Origin of the sequence: Desulfatitalea tepidiphila (genome assembly GCF_001293685.1) — a bacterium.
GTDB lineage: Bacteria > Desulfobacterota > Desulfobacteria > Desulfobacterales > Desulfosarcinaceae > Desulfatitalea > Desulfatitalea tepidiphila.
Genome location: NZ_BCAG01000004.1, coordinates 70,820 through 88,943 on the forward strand (window position 1 = coordinate 70,820; position 18,124 = coordinate 88,943).

Genomic DNA, 18,124 nt, shown 5'->3' on the forward strand with positions numbered 1-18,124 from the left:
TGATTCAGGCCAGGTGGCCGCCGTCACAGACGATATACGTGCCGGTGGTGAAGGAGGAGGCGTCGGAAACCAGATAGAGCACAGCGCCGGCCATTTCGTCGGGCGTGGCGTGGCGCCCCAGAGGAATGCTTTGAATCGCGTAATTATAGATATCTTTGTTCGAAATCAACGCATCGGCGAATCTGGTTTGCGTCAAGCCTGGTAAAAGGGCATTCACCCGGATCTTGCGACCAGCCAGCTCCTTGGCATAGGCCTGGGTCATGGAGATCAGGGCCGCCTTGGTCATGGAGTAGATGCCCTGCATGGGCGCCGGGCGAATGCCGTTGATCGATGCAACATTGACGATGGCGCCGCCGCCGGTTTCCGTCATCAGGGCGGCGGCCTTTTGAATCATGAAATAGGGACCTTTGACATTCACATCGAAAGTCTTGTCGAAGGCGCCTTCATCTGCGCCCAGCATTTCACCGAAATAGGGATTGGTGGCCGCGTTGTTGACCAGGATGTGCAACTTGCCGTGCTGGGCCCGGACCTCTTCGAACAACTGATCGATCTGATTCAACTGTCCCATATGACAGGCGATCGATTGCGCACAGCCGCCCTTTTGCGTTATCTTCTCTTCGACTTGCCGCAGACTGTCGATCTTGCGGCTGACCAAAATGCAATGGGCGCCATAATCGGCCAATGTTTCGGCGATAGCGGCGCCGATGCCTCGGCTGGCACCGGTGATAAGCGCGATTCTGCCATCCAGTCTGAAATCCACCATCTCTTTCCTCCTGAATCTGTCGGTTATGAGAACGGGCAGGCCCTATACAGCCTGGCAGGGATGCCCGCAGAAACGTCGCGGCCCGACTGTCCCTATCCGACATCCCGGCGATTGTCAATATAGAACGAGCGTTCGTTTTTTATCAAGGGAAGGCGGCTGGCACTTGACCGCTTGGCGTGCGGCATCGGCCACCTGTTCCACTCACACCGGGTTTAATGAATCGCGTTCAGTTAGAATCTCTGGTCACGGGCAAAAAAAAGTTAGGGCCCAAGCGGCGGTATGGGAATCCGGTACCGTTCGGTGATCATCCGGTGGATCGAGGACAGCTGAACCGGATCGAGAAAGATCTGCTTGGGGTGCTGCATCAGTTCGATCTTGTGGAACCCCTCTATCGGACTGGCCAGCGCCTTGCGCACATCTTCCAGGTTGCCGATGGGTTGATCGTTGACGCGGACGATCACCAGGTTGGACAGGTTCTCATAACCGATGGTAAAGGGTGTCGCGATGACATCGGAGATGATCACGATTTTTTCGCGCCGGTCGCCGTTCAGGTAATCCTGGTTCTGGTGGTAGTAGAGCAGGTGGATGGGGGCGTCGGTCGCCCAGTTGTTGCCGTACTCCCGCAAGTAGGGCAACGAGAGCTCCTGGATGACCAATCCGCCGACAATGAGATGTTCGGGTACGGTGTCGACCCGGTAGGGGGGCACCAGGTATTCTTCCGGTCCGCGATGGTCGAGCTTGATCTCCAGATGGACGACCTGCCCATTGCGCTGGATCCGGGTCGGGACAATATCACCGGCATGATAGAGCGTGCGAATCAGGTGCACCACCGAAATTTTGCCGTGGGGCGCCAGTTCAAACAGGCCTGTATTGGTAATTTTAAAATCCCCCATTTGGGAGATGACATCGCCGGCCTGCAGTCCGGCAAGATCGGCCGGCCCCCCCTTGATCACCTTCTGCACGTAAATGCCGGTGACATCTTCGGGCAACCCGATGTAACGGCGCAACTGGGGGTCGAGCGTCGAACCGTAATGAAAGCCGGCACTGGGGAACCCCTGGTAGTCGCCATGGACGGCATCGTCCAGAAAATGGCGGATCACCGGAGCGGCAATCACTTCAACGGCTTGACCGGACGGCTGCTGCCGCAAGACCAGGCCGGCCAGCCGATCTCCGCGAACCACCGGCAAGGTGACATTGTTGAATCGGTACGGCAGTGAATTGTCCAATCGGTAAATCAAAAAAAAGTTGTTCTGCGTGTAAATCCCCAGGTCCACGGAAGTCACCTGCCCGCGGCTGGGAACCACATCGCCGCCCGGTTTGACCTGCCAGACGGTGAGTCCATCGCCCACGGTCACCCTATCGGCCATCTCCAACGGACGATGACCGTTCAAGAAAGAGGGGTCCAGCGGCGCCAGCAAGGCCAGGTTGGCTTCGTAATCCACCACCACCACGCGCGCCGGCTGCTTGAGTTGGGTATCGAGGGTTTCCAGCTCGATGTAGCGATGATCGGCAACGAGCAACCCGTTGACCAGTACCATGCCGCCGGGCACGACGACGCCGATGGCGGTCTGCGTGATTGGCCGCCGCTGCTGCCAGGGGCGATGGAAAATATAGCTCTGGCTGGTCACGGTGACGCGCAGCAGCGATTGTTGGGCCATCGGTGGCGCGAAGTCATTGCGGGCGCCGGTGGGCATCGATGCGCAACCCCCAAGAACCAGGAAAAGAAATACGGCTAAAAAGCGATGATGGCTTCGAAGAATCGTCATGATGGTATTCTCTCGGTGTAATAGTCGAATCGGTTAGAGCCCCGGATATTTATTCCCACCCCGGCGGGACGATCCCGTCTTCCAGATAGGCCGCCGCGGTGATGCCGTATTGACGTTGGATGCGTTCGCGGGCCGCGATGACCGCCTTGGCCTCGAGAACCAGGGGTTGGGGATCGCCCTTCAGGCGAATCACGTAAAATTCCGATGGTTGGGAGAAGATAGCGGCCAGTTCCTTCAGGGTTCTGATCTTGACATCGTTGACCTGATCGACGATGGCATAGACAAATCCGTCGAAATAGCTGGTCGTCGGATCGGGCAGAACCTTGCTAATGACGATCACTTCGGGATGTTCGAGGTAGAGCTCCTCTTCCAGAAACTGTGTGTAGTAGTAACGGAGCGGGATCGGCTTGGTTTCCAGGGCCGAATAGAACGAGCTGGAAAGCGGCTGAAAAACGAGGCCGCCGAAAATGACAAATCGCGGTCGCACGTCGTATTGATTGGCCTGAATCAAATAGGGCCAAGGGGTGGTGAGCGAGATGGTCTCGACCGTCTCCTTGCCATTGCGCAGTACTTTCAGATCGACGGTGTCGCCCTTGAATTTGCGTTCCACCACCTCGTTGAACATCACACGGCTGTTGTCCATCTCCACCCGGCCGTCGCTGGTGATGGGCCGATCGTCGATAGCCAGAAGTACATCACCAGGGAACAATTGTCCGTAGGCCGCACCGGCGCGCATCACCTCCCCCACCATGACACCGTAATCCCCGGGCCCCAGCCCCAGGGCGCGTCGGTGGGTGGCATTGATCAGGGGAAAATATTGGAATCCCACATCCACATAAAGATCGTAGCGGCCGTCGGCCACATCCTTCAAAAAACGATCGATCACCGGTGTGGGGATCATGTAGCCCACGTTCTGGGCCACCATGCCGCTGAACCCCTGAAAGGCCACGCCGACCGCGAGGTTGTCCTGAACCACCGGCCCACCGCTGTTACCCGGATTGATGGCCGCATCGATCTGCACCACCAGGTGGGCATCCACCCCGGAGTGGGCATATCCACGATAGTCGATGCGCGATACGACGCCCCGGGTCACCGAGAGGCGATCGCCGCCGATGGGGTAGCCCAACACCGTGACCGTGGAATCCAGGGCCGGCACCGCGCCGAGCTTCAACGCGGTGGTCCCGTCGAAGAAACGGCCATCGGCCACCTCCAGCATGGCCAGATCGCAATCGTGGGCGATGAACTTGACGTGGGCCTCGTAGCGCCGGGCATCGCCCTCCTTCTCCAGGCTGATGAAACGGGCATTGCTGACCACATGGGCATTGGTGATGATGCGCCGCTGAGAAATGATAAAGCCGGTCCCCCACCCCTCTCCCGACCCGCCTGGGGCCCAGGGAATCAGGTAGTCGGGGGTCTGGGACACGGTGTAAATGCGCACCACGCTACGGCGAAGGGTTTCGATCCGGTTGCCTGCCGGCGCCGCAACAACGGTGCCATACCAGAGCACCAGGACGATCCCCCAGAAGATGGTCATGAATAGCTTCGATCGGTCAATCGACATCGTACCCTCATTTTGCAGTTGATAATTTCAGGCCACTGTAAGCCAATTCCCCCCAAGGCGCAATACGGGATCAGTCCGCTTGCATCTGCGGGCAGACGCACGAATAGGATTTGTCACCCCACCGCGTTCGTGTTATAAAATTATTTCCTAACCCAAAATGGTGGATCTATTTATGATCATTGCCTTTCTGATGGACAAACTCGAAACGATCGATCCGAGTTTCGAAACCACAAGCCACCTCATGTATGAATGCAACCAGCGCGGACACAAGGTTTTTTTTCTGGAACCGCACGATGTCTATATCCGCGGCAACGAGGTCGTCGCACGCATGCGCGACATCACCGTGCCGCCGGACATGCCGCTAAAGGCATATTGGCAGGCGTTGATTGCCTGTCTCCAGAAGGAAGAACTGATTTTCGAATCCATTACCGATCTGGACGTCCTTTTCCTGCGTAAAGACCCGCCGCTCAACTACCAGACGCTGGAATTCCTTCAGCCGGTCAACCGCAAGGTCTTCATGATCAACAACACCATCGGCCAGATCATGGGCAACAGCAAGCTCTACACCTTGAACTTTCCGGATATCATTCCCGATACCCATGTGTCGCGCGATCCCAAGCGGCTGATCAAGCTCATCGAGAATTTCGGGGGCGCCATGGTGGTCAAGCCGTTGCAGCGTTTCGGCGGCGAGGGCGTCATCAAGGTCAGCACCCGGGACCGCGAAAACCTGATCTCGCTGATCAACTACTACACCCAAGCCAGCCGGCAATACGCCGAGCGGGAACCGATCATGGTGCAGGAGTACCTGGAGGCGGGCCAGCGTGACGGGGATGTGCGTATCCTGCTGCTCAATGGCGACATATTAGGAGCCATGCGGCGGGTTCCCCAGGCGGGCGAATTCCGCTCCAATGTCAAGGCCGGCGGCAAGGTAATGCGCCACGATATCACCCCCCAGGACGTTCAAATCTGCGAACGCATCAAACCGCGCCTGATCGCCGATGGTCTGTACTTTGTCGGTATCGATGTCATCGGGGACAAGCTGATCGAGGTCAATTGCGTGTCACCGGGCGGCATCCCACGCATCAATGCCTTGAACGGTGTGCAGATAGAGGCCCAGGTCATCGATTTCGTCGAACAGAAGGCCTTGGAACACAAGCGCCAGAACGATGCGAGAGCTGTCCATGCCTGATCGCCGCCAACCCGGTGCCGCGCCAGCACGCTGGGCCGTCATCTGCTTTCTGTTGATCCTCGTCATCTCGAACGCATCCTGCCGGGATACCCCCCACATGGAAGGATGTCTGCGCATCGGCCTGCCCGAAGAACCCCTGACCATGAATATCTTTCTGGCCACCGATGGCAACACGCGCAATGTCCTGCGTCAGATCTACCAGCCGCTTTACGAGCACCACCCGGAGACCTTGGAGATCGTTCCCTGGCTGGCCGCGGCCCTGCCGACCTATGATCGCGAAAAAAAGAGCTACACCCTAACATTGAGGGCGGCCCGCTGGTCCGACGGCCGCGAGCTGACCTCGAACGATGTCGCATTCACGGCCCGACTCATCCAGGACTTCAAGCTGCCCGTTCTTTCCTCACGGTGGCAAGAGGTTGAACGCATCGACACCCCGGACCCCGCCACGGTGATCTTTTATCTGAAAAAGCCCATCGCCACCTTCCTCACCCACACCCTTCAGGTGCCGATCGTCCCGGCACACCAATGGGGCCCCATCGTTGAATCGGCCCTTCGTACCGAAAAACCGCTGGCCGCTTTGCTCAATCATGAAATCGAGGCACCCATCGGGTCAGGCCCCTTCATCCTGAGAAAATGGACGCGCGGGGATTTCCTCCATTTCGAAAGAAACAACCATTTTTTTGCCTCGGGCCAGACGATCGGCGGCCGCAGGCTGGGTCCCCATGTCAACGGGTTGCTGTTCAAGATATATGGCACCACCGATGTGGCCATGCTCGCCCTGCGGCGGGGCGAGATCGATATGTTCTGGCAGGGCATTCAACCGGGCTATATCGATATCCTCAGACGCGAACCCCATATCCGGGTCTATACGAGTCCCAAAAGTGCGCTCTATTATATGGGGATGAACCTCCGCCGACCGCCGTTCGACGATGTCCATCTGCGACGGGCCGTCGCGATCCTGATCGACAAGGATTTCATCGTCGAACGTCTGCTCCAGGGGCGCGGCGCCAAGATGTTCTCCATCGTGCCCCCGGGCAACGAAAAATGGTGCAACACCAGCTTGCCGCTCTATGCCGATGGCCAGAGTCGGGAAGAGCGTATCCGGACCGCCCATGCGATGCTTTCCCGGGCCGGATACAGCTGGGACCGCCCGCCGGTGGATGCCGGAGGCGATGTCGTCCCCGGTGAGGGGTTCCGGTCGCCCGATGGCAATCTCGTGGCCCCTTTCACCATCCTCACACCGCCGGCCGACTATGATCCGGCCCGGGCCATCAGCGGCACCATCATCCAGGAGTGGCTGCGGGAAGTGGGCATGCCCGCTTCCGCGCGCCCCATGGAGTTCAGCGCCCTGATCGACCAGATCAAAAATCGCCACGACTTCGAGGCCTTTATCCTGGGATACGGCCGGCTCTCGCTGGACCCTTCTTACCTGGGCGCCTTTTTCGACACCAAAAACGACAAGCCCCGGGGATGGAACATGAGCGGCTACCACAGCGAGACGTTCGACCAGTTGGCTGCGCGGGCGGACAAAGAGTTGGATCCCGTCGCACGGCGTGAGATTATCCTGGAAATGCAACGCATCATTATCGAAGATGTGCCCTATCTGCCGCTCTATGTGCCCGACCTGATCGAGGCGGTACGCACGGATCGGTTCGATGGCTGGGTCTCCATGCTGGACGGGATCGGCAACCGTTGGTCGTTCAATGAAATCAGGCCAGTAGAATAAAAAATAGTTTTAAGTGTGAAGTTTTAAGTGAAGGAATGAGGCCGATTTAAATCAGAGTGCCTCGCGGTGTCCCAGATGACCTTGAATCGCTACATTTTCAGACGGCTGATCGAGATCGGCATCAGCTTCTTCATCATCTTGACCGGTCTGTTCCTGCTCTTCCATCTGGCCCCCGGCGACCCGGTGGCGCGCATGGTGGACCCGGGCATGACGGCCGAGGATGAAATGCGGCTCATCGCCCAGCTCGGCCTCGATCAACCCCTTGGGCACCGCTATTTGAAATTCGTAGTCAATCTGTTCCGAGGCAATCTAGGCATCTCGTTCCACTACGGCCAACCGGTGTCCCGAATCATCGCCGACCGGCTGCCCAACACCATCCTGTTGTTCACGACCGCGGTTATCCTGTCGGCCATCGCGGGTGTGTGGCTGGGCAAAATCATCGCCTGGCGCAAGGGACGATCGGTGGATACGGCCGTGACCATCGGCGCACTGGTGTGCCACACGCTATTTTTGCCCTGGATCGCCCTGCTGCTGATCTGGCTGCTGGGGTACCAGCTGGGATGGTTTCCCATCACCGGCATGATATCGGCTGAAGTGTGGATCGATCCCCAAGCGACTCTCTTGACCAAACTTATGGATGTGCTGCATCATATGGTGCTGCCCCTGCTGACCCTTTTTCTGATCCATTTCGGCAGCTACCTGTTGATCATGCGCAGCAGCATGCTCGACACCCTGGCCGAGGATTACATTTACACGGCCCGGGCCAAGGGACTGCCCGAACGGATGATCCGCGACCACCACGCGGCCCCCAATGCCGCTTTGCCCGTGGTCACCAGCGTCGGTCTCAGCCTGGCGTTCTCCATCAACGGCGGCGCCCTGACCGAAAAGGTCTTTTCATGGCCGGGCATCGGCCGCGAACTGGTCTTCGCCGTGAGCAACAACGACTACCCCTTGGCCCTGGGATGTTTTCTGCTCATCGCCGTCGTGGTGCTGCTGGCCAATCTGGTCGTTGACGTGCTGTATGCCTTCCTGGATCCGAGGATACGCTACTGATGGCGAAAAACGCGACGATCTCGAACAACAATGCCAACCCCATGGACGGCGCCGGATTGCCGGAAGCCTACTGGCAAAGCGCGTTCATGAACAACTGGTCGATGCTCAGCCACCACCTTATCGGCCGGATCGGGATCGCACTGCTGGCCCTTTTCGCGCTGATGGCGGTCGGCAGCTTCGTTCCACCGTTGATCGACCCCATCTACAATCCCATGAGCGGCGTGGATCCCGACATCGCCTATGCCAGTCCGCCCAGCTGGCGGCATTGGCTGGGGACCGATTTCATCGGCCGCGACATCTTCAGCCAACTTCTGGCCGGGGCTCGCATCGCTTTCATGGTGGGTATCTCCTCGGCTTTCATGAGCATCTTCCTCGGCACGGCCATCGGCATCGTGGCCGGCTATGCCGGTCGCTGGACCGACACGGCCCTGATGCGCACGGCCGACATCGTGATGGTCATGCCCACCCTGCTGGTGTTGCTGATCATGTCGGCGCTCTTCGGCCAGCTCAACATCTGGACCATTGTGCTGCTGATCGCTCTGTTCCGATGGCCGGGCGTGTCGCGCGTCATTCGCTCCCAAACCCTCACCTTGAAACACCGGCCGTTCATCGAGGCGGCCAAAATCGCCGGTGCTTCCCACGCACGCATCATCGTGCGTCACCTGTTGCCAAATGTCCTTCCGCTGGCCCTGCTCTACATGACGTTCCGGGTCACATCGGCCATCGTCATCGAAGCCGCGCTGGCCTTTCTCGGATTCGGGGACCCCGGAACGGTCAGTTGGGGCATGATGCTGCAATGGGTTTGGAAAACCGGCCATATGTTTCAGGCCCTCTGGTGGCTGCTGCCGCCGGGGATCTGCATCTCGCTGCTGACCCTGGCCTTTTACATGCTGGGCCGGGCCATGGAAGAGATACTGGACCCGAGGTTGCGCAGGGAAGACCCCGAAGAGTAGATTGCATAAACATGGCGCCTTTACTGGAAATACAGCATTTAAACATCGACTACCGTGGCGGCAGGGGAAGACGCACCACTGCCGTGGACGATGTCTCCTTCAGTCTGGCCAAGGGGGAATCCCTGGGGTTGGTGGGTGAATCGGGCAGCGGGAAATCGACCATCGGCGCCGCCATCATGGGGCTGCTGCCCGGCAATGCGGAGATCACCGGCGGACAGATACTTTTCAACGGAGAGGACCTGCTGCGGATCGACGCCGAGCGGCTTCGCCAGATGCGCTGGAAACATATTTCCATGATTTTTCAAGCAGCCATGAACGCGCTCAATCCAATTCATCGGGTAGGCGACCAGATCGTCGAAGCCATTCGCGTCCACGAACCCGACACCACGCCGGAAGATGCACGCGCGCGGGTCAGCACCCTTTTCGAACAGATGGGAATTGCCTTGGAGCGTCTCGGCCATTTCCCGCACCAGTACAGCGGAGGCATGCGCCAACGCGCCATTATCGCCATGGCCCTGGCCTGCAACCCCCAGTTGGTCATTGCCGACGAACCGACCACTGCCCTGGATGTCATCGTCCAGGACCAGATTCTGAAAACGATCAAGGCGCTGCAACAAAAGTTATCCATAGGCATCGTGTTCATCTCCCACGATATTGCCGTCGTCGCCGATGTGTGCCACCATGTGGCCGTCATGTATGCCGGACAGATCGTGGAGATCGGGCCGAGCGCGGAAGTATTCGCCACACCGGGCCACCCCTACACCCGCATGCTGCTCGGTGCCCACATCACCCTTGCCGATGAGGGGGACCGGACGACGGAGGTCGTTTGCAGAATCGCCGATACGGCCGTCAGCGCCTCGGCCTGCCGATTTGCGCCACGCTGTCCCCACGCCACATCGCAATGCGCCGAAACGCCGCCCCAGTGGGTGCGTCGGGGAGACAACCATTGGACCCGCTGCGCCATGGCGACCGAAGGAACACCATGTCCACTGCAACCATGACCCATTCGCAAACCCAAGCACCGCCGGTGATTCGCCTGGAGCGGGTCACGCGGGCGTATTCTACCGGCGGTGGCGGATTCGCTGGGGGCCATACCATGGTGACATCGCTCCATGAGGTGGACCTGGAGATCCACGCCGGTGAAATCTTCGGCCTGGTGGGCGAAAGCGGCAGCGGTAAGACGACCGCCGCCCGGTTGATGGTCCGCCTGGAACATCCCAACCACGGCCGGGTGTTGTACCATGACGAGAATATCGCCAAGTTGCGCGGAAAAAAACTGAAACGATTTCGACGCCGGGTGCAGATGATCTTCCAGGACCCTTACCAATCACTCAACCCTTATCAGTCGGTGCAGCATATCGTCGAGGAGCCGCTGGCCATTCATCAATTGGGACTGCCGGCCCAACGTCAGGACAAAGTGATCGAGACGCTGACCCAGGTGGGACTGACACCTTGCCGGACGTACCTTCATCGCTATCCCCACCAGCTCAGCGGGGGGCAACGTCAGCGCGTGGCCATTGCTCGGGCCTTGGTACTGTCCCCCGATGTGTTGATCGCCGACGAACCCACATCCATGCTCGATGCCTCGATTGCCATTCAAATCTTCGGGATTTTGTCCGAGGTGCAGCGGCGGCGGCAGGTCACCATGCTCTTTATTACCCACAGCCTGGCGGCGGCTCACTTCTTGTGCGATCGGATCGCGGTGATCTACCGCGGTCACATCGTCGAAATCGGCCCGGCCAAATCGGTGATTGCCGAACCGCGACATCCTTACACCCAAGCCCTGCTCGACGCACTGCCACGGTTCGGGCATCCATGGGGAGAACGCCGGTTCAACACCCTGAGGGAGATACACCGTAGCGAACCAGCGACCGGCGGTTGCCCCTTCTTCTCCCGCTGCGCCCCGGCCAACCTGGATCTTTGCCGTCACCAGCGGCCGGCGCTGAAATCGATAGATGGCATACACAGCAGTGCCTGCTTTTTGGTGGACTGATATCAATTGGAGATTGATCCGATGCAACTGCCGTTTGTCCTGTCCATTCCCCATTGCGGCTCTGAAATGCCGCCCGAGATCCGATCCGACGTGGTCTTGACCGATCGTGAAATCGTCGAATCGGTGGATTTCGGCACACGAGAAATTTTCGGCAGCCTCAAGGCGCTCCATGCCATCCAGGCCCGTTGGAGTCGTCTAGTCGTCGATTTGAACCGCAACCCTTCAGACTTCGGCGCCAAGGGCGTTGTGGCGCTGAAAGATTATCATGGAAGAGAGGTGTTTCTGCCTGGCAAGGCACCCACCCGGGCCCAAATCGAAAGGCGGATGATTCGCTACGCCCGGCCCTACCATGAGGCCATCGTCAACGCATTGCGCAACGACGAAGCCATCGGACTGATCGACTGTCACTCTTTGAACGGCATTGGTCCCGCCGATGCGCCGGACCGCGGCCTGGTGCGTAAAGACATCACTTTGAGCAATAATGGTGACCCGCACGGACGACCGCTCTCCGACGACGCGGCAACCACCTGCCCGGCCGAAACCCTCAAGATGGCCGCAGAGGCCTTCCGGGCCCAGGGATTTTCGGTCTCGATCAACCGCCCCTACCGGGGCGGCTATATCGTCAATCATTTCGGTGGGCTGCTTCGGTCGCGGGGCCGTTTTGCGATCCAGATAGAGATGAACCAGGATCTTTACATGGCGAGGGATGCCATTCTTCCCGACCCTGCATGCATCGAAAGCATTACGGAACGGGTCAAACAGGCCTTTGCCGAATGGACGCTGGGACTGCAGAACCACACCTGATGGCCCCCGGCCATTGGAGATGAGGATGAGATGCCTATAACCCTAAAAACCAATCCTGAATCTCAATGGCCCCGACACCCGTGAAACGTGATGGAAAACAGAAGGATGGGCGCCAAAGCGTACGCCGGGTGCTGATCAGCGGCGTCTTCTGGCGGATTCTGGTCATCGAAATGATCTTGCTGGTCTTTTCGCTGGCCTATCGCGCCTACACCCAGGAGGTGCAGGCCGTCGACCTTTTCTGGTACGCGGTCCGCATTCTCGTTCTGGTCGCCATCATCATCGCCTTCGTCACCTTGTCGCTGCGCCGTTTCCTCAACCGGCGCATCATTGAGCCGTTGGAAGAAATTTCGCGCGCCAATCAGCACCTGAACACCGACGCGCCAGAGGTCAACAGCGTGCGACTGCCCGAGGGCACCCCCGACGAAATCGTACAAATCGTCGATACCCGCCAGCGCATGCTCCAATCGATCCTCGACGTCTCGGCCGACCGGCTCCGGCTGGTCAACTTTATCCGCGACACCTTCGGCCGCTATCTCTCCCGCAAAGTGGTGGACGAGATTCTGGCATCGCCGGATGGCAGCAATTTGGGGGGGCGGCGCGAAACGGTGACCATCCTGATGGCCGATCTGCGCGGGTTTACCCGCATTGCCGATACCTACGATGCCGAGCAGACCATGGCCCTGCTCAACCGCTTTTTCGGCGACATGGCGCGCATCATCTTCTCTTACGATGGTATGATCGATGAATTTCTAGGTGATGGCATCCTGACCATCTTCGGTGTGCCCGAACGGCACCTCGACGATCCGGCCCGGTCCGTGGCCTGCGCCATCGACATGCAAAATCATCTGGTCGCGCTCAACGCCGAGATTTCCAGGGAAGGATACCCCCCATTGTCCATGGGCATCGGCATTCACACCGGCCAGGTGATCGTGGGCAACATCGGCTCGGAGATCCGGGCCAAATATGGCATCGTGGGCAACACGGTCAATATCGCGGGGCGCATCGAATCTCTTACCACCGGCGGAGAGATTTATATCAGCGAGGATACCCACCGCTTGATTCCTTGCCCGTTGGATGTCGAGGGACCCGAGACCGTGATGATGAAAGGCTTGGTCCGGCCGCTGGTCTGCTATGCGGTCAAGGCCATCGGTGCACCGTATGACCTCAGGCTGCAGGCCCTCCAGACAAAGGAAGACGAAACGGAAATCAACCTGTCGCTCACCTGCTGGCGTGTGGACGACAAAAAAGTCGTTGAACCCGGCATACCAGGACAGACTCACTGTGTCACGGAAAATGGTATCAGCATCACCCTGGCGGAGCCGCTGCCCAACCAGAGCGACGTCAAGCTGCAACTTGATTTTTGCACCCAGGCGCACTGTTTCAATGCCGTTTACGCCAAAATCATTGCAACGGAAACCCGGGGCCCGCACACCCTGCATCGTTTACGCATCACCTCCATCGATCCCAAAGACCGCGACATCCTGCGCCACTGGCGAAAGGCAGCCGCTTAAGCCATCGATCTCGAGTTGACAACTCGGCCCGGCTGTGGTCTTTTGAATCATCTCTGCAAGGGCATGGAAGCCACTTTTTAAAGGTGTGATACCCGCGTTCAGCGCAAGTTAAGACAAATCGTTCCCCGGTTCTACAGCTCCAAGAAATCTATACCGGCAAAGGCATCGGCGATAGGTTCCGTTTTCTAGTCATCAACCTAAATAGGAGGATTGAACCATGCTGCGATTCGTAAAAGCGTCACTCTGCCCGGCGTTTGTTGTGCTCCTGGTATGCCTTGGCATCGCTGGCTGCGCCGGCCAAAAACTCAAACCCGGCGACGTCTGCCCTTGTGTCCCCGAAGCCAGACTGGAAAAAAGCATTGCCGCGGAAGCGTCCCTCGAGGATTTTTCGTGCACCCTGAAAAAGTGGGAAGGCAGCGACACCTTGCACTTTCTCGTCACCCTGAAAAATGTCAGCACCCAACCCCAGCGCTACCGTGTCCACATTTTTCTCGACAACGGCAAGGCGGTGGGCGGCCTGATACCTTCATCGACCAAGCAGGGGCTGGTGGAACCCGGGAAGACGGCTTCGTTCGCATATCCGGTGCCAGGCGTGATGGTGCATCTGCCCAAATCGCTTGTCCTGACGGTCAAAACCGTAACGCCATAAGAGCTGAATCAGAAAGGGAGGTGTGTGATATGAAACGTGCGACTCTGTTTGTTCTTTCCCTCGTGGCGATAGCCCTGGTCGTGACCCCGGCAATGGCCAAAACGACCTTTGTCAGCATCGGCACCGGCGGTACCGGCGGCATTTACTACCCCTATGGCGGCGGGGTGGCCGAGATCTGGTCCAAACACGTCAAGGGCGTGAAGGCGGTGGCCGAAGTCACCGGCGCCAGCGTGGAGAACGTCAAACTGGCCCACAAGGGAGAAACCGTGGTCGGCGAGGTCATGGGCGATGTGGCCGTGGCCGGCTATACGGGTGACAGCAAATTCCAGGGCAAGAAACACGACATTCTCTCCATGGCGATCATGTATCCCAACCTGCTGCAGATCGTTGTCCTGAAAAAGAGCGGGATTACCGATATCATGCAGGTCAAGGGGCGCAGCATCAGCTCCGGCAGTCCGGGCAGCGGCACAAACTTCATGGCCGAGGCCGTGCTCAAGTCGTTGGGGATTACGCCGGACGACTATAAAGACAGCCGCCTTTCTTTCACCGAAACGGCCAACGCCCTTCGCGACGGCACCATCGAGGTGGGCATCTGGTCGGTGGGCCCGGGCACCAGCTCGATCCTGGACCTGGCCACGACCCACGAGATTCACATGATCGCCTTTACGCCCGAACAGACCGAAAAAATCCTTGCGGCCAATCCCACCTATTCGGCCATCGACCTGACCGGCGGCGTCTATCGCGGTATCGACCAGCCCGTGCCCACCATCGGCGTGTGGAATGTGATGATCGTCCAGTCCTCTCTGGACACCGACCTCGTCTACCGACTGGCCAAGGCGCTGTTCGAGAAAAACGACTACCTGAAGAAAATTCATCCCTCGGCCGCCTATACGACACCGGAGAATGCGGTGAAATACTCGCCGATTCCACTGCATCCGGGGACGATCAAATATCTCGCAGAAAAAGGCATCACCGTTCCCGACAATTTGAAGCCCTGATGCGAGATGAAGGCAAGGTCCGTCAAACGCCTGGCATTGCTGGCAGCTGCGCCTTTAGTGCTGCTGATCGCCGGCGGATGTTATCTTCCCGGCGGTTTTGAGCTATCCGTGACACCGGTACTGGGGGGCGCGCCGCTCCTGGTGCTGCCCCTCGAACCGGACGAACGCTTCACGATCCGCTACATCCATTCGGTCGAAAAATCGCCCATATGGGAAGTCCACAGCGTGGACCATGCGGGTCGCATTCACATCGAAGAAGAAATCTACCTGAAATTCGGTGCAGGCATGGGAAAAATGCCGGGGATCGGCCGCATGGTGACGAGGGGGCCCTACGAAGTCATCGAGGGGATGCACATGCCGACCGGGGACTTCGTCCTGCGCGTCGGCAGTGCAGGTGTGGATCATACCGTCATCTGGCGCGGCAGCCGGACCAACTTGTCGGCCCTGGCGCCGCACAAGGCCGTGCAGTTCCGGGCTCACCCCGTGTCCTGGCTCCGTCGCGCGTGGCATCGCATCTTTCCCCATGCCGCCACACCGTCGCCCAATTCCGTGTAAGGAGAATCCAGTCGCCTGAATAGATACGATAGTGTATGGCCCGATCGCTTACCCAAATGGAAATGGATGTCAATGACACCGAAACCGAACACCGCCCTGGATAACGGTAATCAACTCCTGATCGTCGCAACAGCAAAAATCGTCATGGTCGTCGCCATCAGTCTGAGCCTCTATCAGCTCTACACGGCCGGCATCACGGCCCTGACCGCCCTGGTGCAGCGCTCGATCCACCTGGGGGCCATCCTGACCCTCACGTTTCTATTGAAACCCGCGTATTCCAAAGCCGACAAGGATCGCATCAATGCCTGGGTCGTCCTCGACTGGGTGCTTGTGGCGGCCTCGATCTACTGTACGGCCTACATCTGCCTGAACCTCACCGAAATCTTCGACCGCCAGGGCGACTGGCTGCCGGCCGATCGTCTGGTGAGCGTCATCGGCACGATCCTCGTGCTAGAGGCCTGCCGGCGCGTCATCGGCCTCTTCATGACCGGCATCTGCATCGTCATGATGCTCTATGCCTACTTCGGGCCCTACATGCCCGAACTGATCATCCACAAGGGCTATTCCATCGAACGAATCGCCACCACCCTGTGGCTCACCACCGAGGGCATCTTCGGCCTGCCCCTCGGCGTGGCCGCCACGTTTGTATTTGTATTCGTGCTCTTCGGCGCCTTCCTGGAAAGCACGGGCGGCGGCAACTTCTTTATCGAGATGGCCTATGCGCTCACCGGCCGATTTTCGGGAGGTCCGGCCAAGACCTCGGTGGTCGCCTCCGGTTTCATGGGATCGGTTTCCGGATCGGCCGTGGGCAACGTGGTGGCTACCGGATCGTTCACCATCCCCATGATGAAACGGGTAGGCTATCGGCCTCATGTGGCCGGCGCCATCGAGGCCGCGGCCTCCACAGGCGGGCAGCTCATGCCGCCCATCATGGGCGCCGGCGCCTTCCTCATGGCCGAATTTACCAACACCAGTTATTTGACCATCATCAAGGTGGCCCTGGTGCCGGCCATCATGTACTATCTCACCGTCCTTATCTTCGTGCACTTCGAGGCCCAGAAAATGGGCCTCAAGGGCCAACCCAAAGAGAAGTTGCCGCGAATCGGCCAAACGCTCCGCAACGGGCTGCACTTCATCATCCCGGTGGCGATCCTGATCTATGTGCTGCTCAACAACTATTCGCCCATGATGGCCGGCTTCGTCACCGTCATCAGCACGGTGCTTGCCAGCATGGCCGCCAACGCCGTGCGATGGGTCAGAATGCCGGCCGGTGGGGAAAATAAACGGTCCGTTTTGGGATTTGCCACCGATGAACTGGTCAGCATCAAAGAGGCCCTCGAAAAAGGGGCCAGGAATGCCGTCATGGTCTCGGTGGCGTGCGCCGCGGCGGGCATCATCGTGGGCATGGTGACACTCACCGGCATGGGTCTTAAATTCTCCAGCCTGGTGCTCGAATTGAGTTTCGGCATCAAGGCCCTGGCCATCCTGCTCATCGGCGCCGCGTCTTTAGTGCTGGGCATGGGGCTGCCGGTCACCGCCAGCTATATCGTTCTGGCCACCCTGGCGGGCCCGGCCCTGTTGGACATGGGCGTGCCCCTGCTGGTCGGTCACATGATCGTGTTCTGGTATTCCCAGGATGCCAATGTCACCCCGCCGGTCAGCCTGGCGAGTTTCGCCGGGGCCGGCGTGGCCGGCGCCAATCCCATGCGCACGGCCTTCACCTCGTGGAAGCTGGCCAAAGGGCTCTACATCATCCCTCTGGTCATGGCCTATCGGCCCCTGTTGGGTGTCGGTCCGACCTATCAGCTGTTCGACCTGGAGGTGGGGCTGACCATGCTCACCACCACCCTGGGTCTGGTGGCCTTCGCGGCAGGTATCGAACGCTATTTCTTCCGAAAAGCAACCTGGCTGGAAACCATCCTCTTCTGGGCGGCCGCGGCCTGTCTGCTCTGGCCCATATTTTGGGTCGACATGCTGGGGTTGGCGTTGTTCGTCATCGTCATTGTCATGCAAAAAATGATTGGGGATGGAGGGGAGCGGGTCGCGTCGCCCAACATTCAGCAACTTAAATGAACCACCCTCACTACGGTGGCAAGCCGCCTAAAGCGCTTCGAGCGCCTTGGCCAGCTTGGGCACCGTTTCTTTGGGGCTGATCCTGTACCAGGCATCCAGTATCAAACCGGCTTCGTCGAGGAGGAAAGCCGATCGAACGATGCCCTCGATCGTCTTGCCGAACATCTTCTTCTCCCCCCAGACCCCGTAGGCGGACGCCACGCGGTGGTCCGGATCGGACAGGAGCGGAAATCCCAGGCCATATTTCTCGTCGAATTTTTTCTGCTGAGCCGGCAGGTCCGGACTGATGCCCAGCATCGCCACGCCCATCTTTTTCATTTGGGGCAGTGCGTCCCGCACCGCCTGGGCTTGAGTGGTTCAGCCAGGCGTATCGGCCTTGGGATAAAAATAGAGAAAAAGCTTTTTCCCTTGAAATTCCGATAATGAAACACGCTTCCCATTCTGGTCGGGCAGCGAAAACGCAGGGGCCTGATCGCCTCTCTCAAGTTGGTTCATGAAGCTTCTCCTTTGCTGCAAATTTCATGTGCCTG

At 58.8% G+C, this 18,124-nt stretch carries 16 protein-coding genes; 12 read left to right on the top strand and 4 right to left on the bottom strand.

Annotation, left to right across the window (positions count from 1 at the left end):
• Positions 1 to 4: 4 nt before the first annotated feature.
• From DFT_RS17470 to DFT_RS17480, 3 genes are all read right to left on the bottom strand, one after another.
• A complete protein-coding gene (locus DFT_RS17470; RefSeq protein ID WP_054032560.1) occupies positions 5 to 763 on the bottom strand; it encodes an SDR family oxidoreductase in 759 nt (252 codons plus the stop codon).
• Between the two features lie 260 nt (positions 764 to 1,023).
• A complete protein-coding gene (locus tag DFT_RS17475; protein ID WP_152972065.1) occupies positions 1,024 to 2,529 on the bottom strand; it encodes a PDZ domain-containing protein in 1,506 nt (501 codons plus the stop codon).
• 49 nt (positions 2,530 to 2,578) lie between these two features.
• Entirely contained in the window at positions 2,579 to 4,090 is a 1,512-nt protein-coding gene (locus DFT_RS17480; protein WP_152972066.1) for a S1C family serine protease, read from the bottom strand.
• A 172-nt stretch (positions 4,091 to 4,262) separates the two neighbouring features.
• Between DFT_RS17480 and gshB the strand changes: the two genes are divergently transcribed.
• The 12 genes from gshB to DFT_RS17540 all read left to right on the top strand — a co-directional run bounded on the left by gshB (position 4,263) and on the right by DFT_RS17540 (position 17,594).
• A complete protein-coding gene (gene gshB / locus DFT_RS17485; RefSeq protein ID WP_054032562.1) occupies positions 4,263 to 5,279 on the top strand; it encodes a glutathione synthase in 1,017 nt (338 codons plus the stop codon).
• Entirely contained in the window at positions 5,272 to 7,005 is a 1,734-nt protein-coding gene (locus tag DFT_RS17490) for an ABC transporter substrate-binding protein (RefSeq protein WP_054032563.1), read from the top strand. The genes gshB and DFT_RS17490 overlap by 8 nt, the downstream gene beginning before the upstream one ends.
• Before the next feature lie 75 nt (positions 7,006 to 7,080).
• Positions 7,081 to 8,058, top strand: coding sequence for an ABC transporter permease (locus tag DFT_RS17495; protein WP_054032629.1), 978 nt, complete (start codon positions 7,081 to 7,083; stop codon positions 8,056 to 8,058).
• Positions 8,058 to 9,011 carry an ABC transporter permease gene (locus tag DFT_RS17500; protein WP_235506269.1) on the top strand — a complete coding sequence of 318 codons (954 nt, stop codon included), beginning with the start codon at positions 8,058 to 8,060 and terminating at the stop codon, positions 9,009 to 9,011. Before DFT_RS17495 ends, DFT_RS17500 begins: the two co-directional genes overlap by 1 nt.
• A gap of 11 nt (positions 9,012 to 9,022) precedes the next feature.
• The gene (locus tag DFT_RS17505) at positions 9,023 to 10,012 is read left to right on the top strand and encodes an ABC transporter ATP-binding protein (protein ID WP_076750765.1); all 990 of its coding nucleotides are present in this window, start codon (positions 9,023 to 9,025) and stop codon (positions 10,010 to 10,012) included.
• On the top strand, positions 9,994 to 11,004 hold the full coding sequence (locus DFT_RS17510) for an ABC transporter ATP-binding protein (protein WP_235506270.1): 1,011 nt from the start codon (positions 9,994 to 9,996) through the stop codon (positions 11,002 to 11,004). The genes DFT_RS17505 and DFT_RS17510 overlap by 19 nt, the downstream gene beginning before the upstream one ends.
• A gap of 21 nt (positions 11,005 to 11,025) precedes the next feature.
• A complete protein-coding gene (locus tag DFT_RS17515; protein ID WP_054032565.1) occupies positions 11,026 to 11,808 on the top strand; it encodes an N-formylglutamate amidohydrolase in 783 nt (260 codons plus the stop codon).
• A gap of 80 nt (positions 11,809 to 11,888) precedes the next feature.
• The gene (locus DFT_RS17520; protein WP_161807197.1) at positions 11,889 to 13,319 is read left to right on the top strand and encodes an adenylate/guanylate cyclase domain-containing protein; all 1,431 of its coding nucleotides are present in this window, start codon (positions 11,889 to 11,891) and stop codon (positions 13,317 to 13,319) included.
• Between the two features lie 217 nt (positions 13,320 to 13,536).
• Positions 13,537 to 13,968 (top strand): hypothetical protein, encoded by a 432-nt coding sequence (locus DFT_RS26310; RefSeq protein ID WP_054032567.1) that lies wholly within the window; start codon positions 13,537 to 13,539, stop codon positions 13,966 to 13,968.
• 29 nt (positions 13,969 to 13,997) lie between these two features.
• Positions 13,998 to 14,966 (top strand): TAXI family TRAP transporter solute-binding subunit, encoded by a 969-nt coding sequence (locus tag DFT_RS17530; RefSeq protein ID WP_054032568.1) that lies wholly within the window; start codon positions 13,998 to 14,000, stop codon positions 14,964 to 14,966.
• 6 nt (positions 14,967 to 14,972) lie between these two features.
• Positions 14,973 to 15,521: a DUF1850 domain-containing protein gene (locus DFT_RS17535; protein ID WP_054032569.1), complete on the top strand. Its 549-nt coding sequence runs from the start codon at positions 14,973 to 14,975 to the stop codon at positions 15,519 to 15,521.
• 72 nt (positions 15,522 to 15,593) lie between these two features.
• Positions 15,594 to 17,594 (top strand): TRAP transporter permease, encoded by a 2,001-nt coding sequence (locus DFT_RS17540; RefSeq protein WP_235506271.1) that lies wholly within the window; start codon positions 15,594 to 15,596, stop codon positions 17,592 to 17,594.
• A 27-nt stretch (positions 17,595 to 17,621) separates the two neighbouring features.
• Here DFT_RS17540 and bcp read toward each other — a convergent pair whose 3' ends face one another.
• Positions 17,622 to 18,089 (bottom strand): thioredoxin-dependent thiol peroxidase, encoded by a 468-nt coding sequence (gene bcp, locus DFT_RS17545; protein ID WP_083453608.1) that lies wholly within the window; start codon positions 18,087 to 18,089, stop codon positions 17,622 to 17,624.
• Between the last annotated feature and the right edge of the window lie 35 nt (positions 18,090 to 18,124).

Excerpts from the sequence above, each read along its gene's own strand:
- DFT_RS17470 (WP_054032560.1), bottom strand. The coding sequence starts at position 763 with ATGGTGGATTTCAGACTGGATGGCAGAATCGCGCTTATCACCGGTGCC.
- DFT_RS17475 (WP_152972065.1), bottom strand. The coding sequence starts at position 2,529 with ATGACGATTCTTCGAAGCCATCATCGCTTTTTAGCCGTATTTCTTTTC.
- DFT_RS17480 (WP_152972066.1), bottom strand. The coding sequence starts at position 4,090 with ATGTCGATTGACCGATCGAAGCTATTCATGACCATCTTCTGGGGGATC.
- gshB (WP_054032562.1), top strand. The coding sequence starts at position 4,263 with ATGATCATTGCCTTTCTGATGGACAAACTCGAAACGATCGATCCGAGT.
- DFT_RS17490 (WP_054032563.1), top strand. The coding sequence starts at position 5,272 with ATGCCTGATCGCCGCCAACCCGGTGCCGCGCCAGCACGCTGGGCCGTC.
- DFT_RS17495 (WP_054032629.1), top strand. The coding sequence starts at position 7,081 with ATGACCTTGAATCGCTACATTTTCAGACGGCTGATCGAGATCGGCATC.
- DFT_RS17500 (WP_235506269.1), top strand. The coding sequence starts at position 8,058 with ATGGCGAAAAACGCGACGATCTCGAACAACAATGCCAACCCCATGGAC.
- DFT_RS17505 (WP_076750765.1), top strand. The coding sequence starts at position 9,023 with ATGGCGCCTTTACTGGAAATACAGCATTTAAACATCGACTACCGTGGC.
- DFT_RS17510 (WP_235506270.1), top strand. The coding sequence starts at position 9,994 with ATGTCCACTGCAACCATGACCCATTCGCAAACCCAAGCACCGCCGGTG.
- DFT_RS17515 (WP_054032565.1), top strand. The coding sequence starts at position 11,026 with ATGCAACTGCCGTTTGTCCTGTCCATTCCCCATTGCGGCTCTGAAATG.
- DFT_RS26310 (WP_054032567.1), top strand. The coding sequence starts at position 13,537 with ATGCTGCGATTCGTAAAAGCGTCACTCTGCCCGGCGTTTGTTGTGCTC.
- DFT_RS17530 (WP_054032568.1), top strand. The coding sequence starts at position 13,998 with ATGAAACGTGCGACTCTGTTTGTTCTTTCCCTCGTGGCGATAGCCCTG.
- DFT_RS17535 (WP_054032569.1), top strand. The coding sequence starts at position 14,973 with ATGAAGGCAAGGTCCGTCAAACGCCTGGCATTGCTGGCAGCTGCGCCT.
- DFT_RS17540 (WP_235506271.1), top strand. The coding sequence starts at position 15,594 with ATGACACCGAAACCGAACACCGCCCTGGATAACGGTAATCAACTCCTG.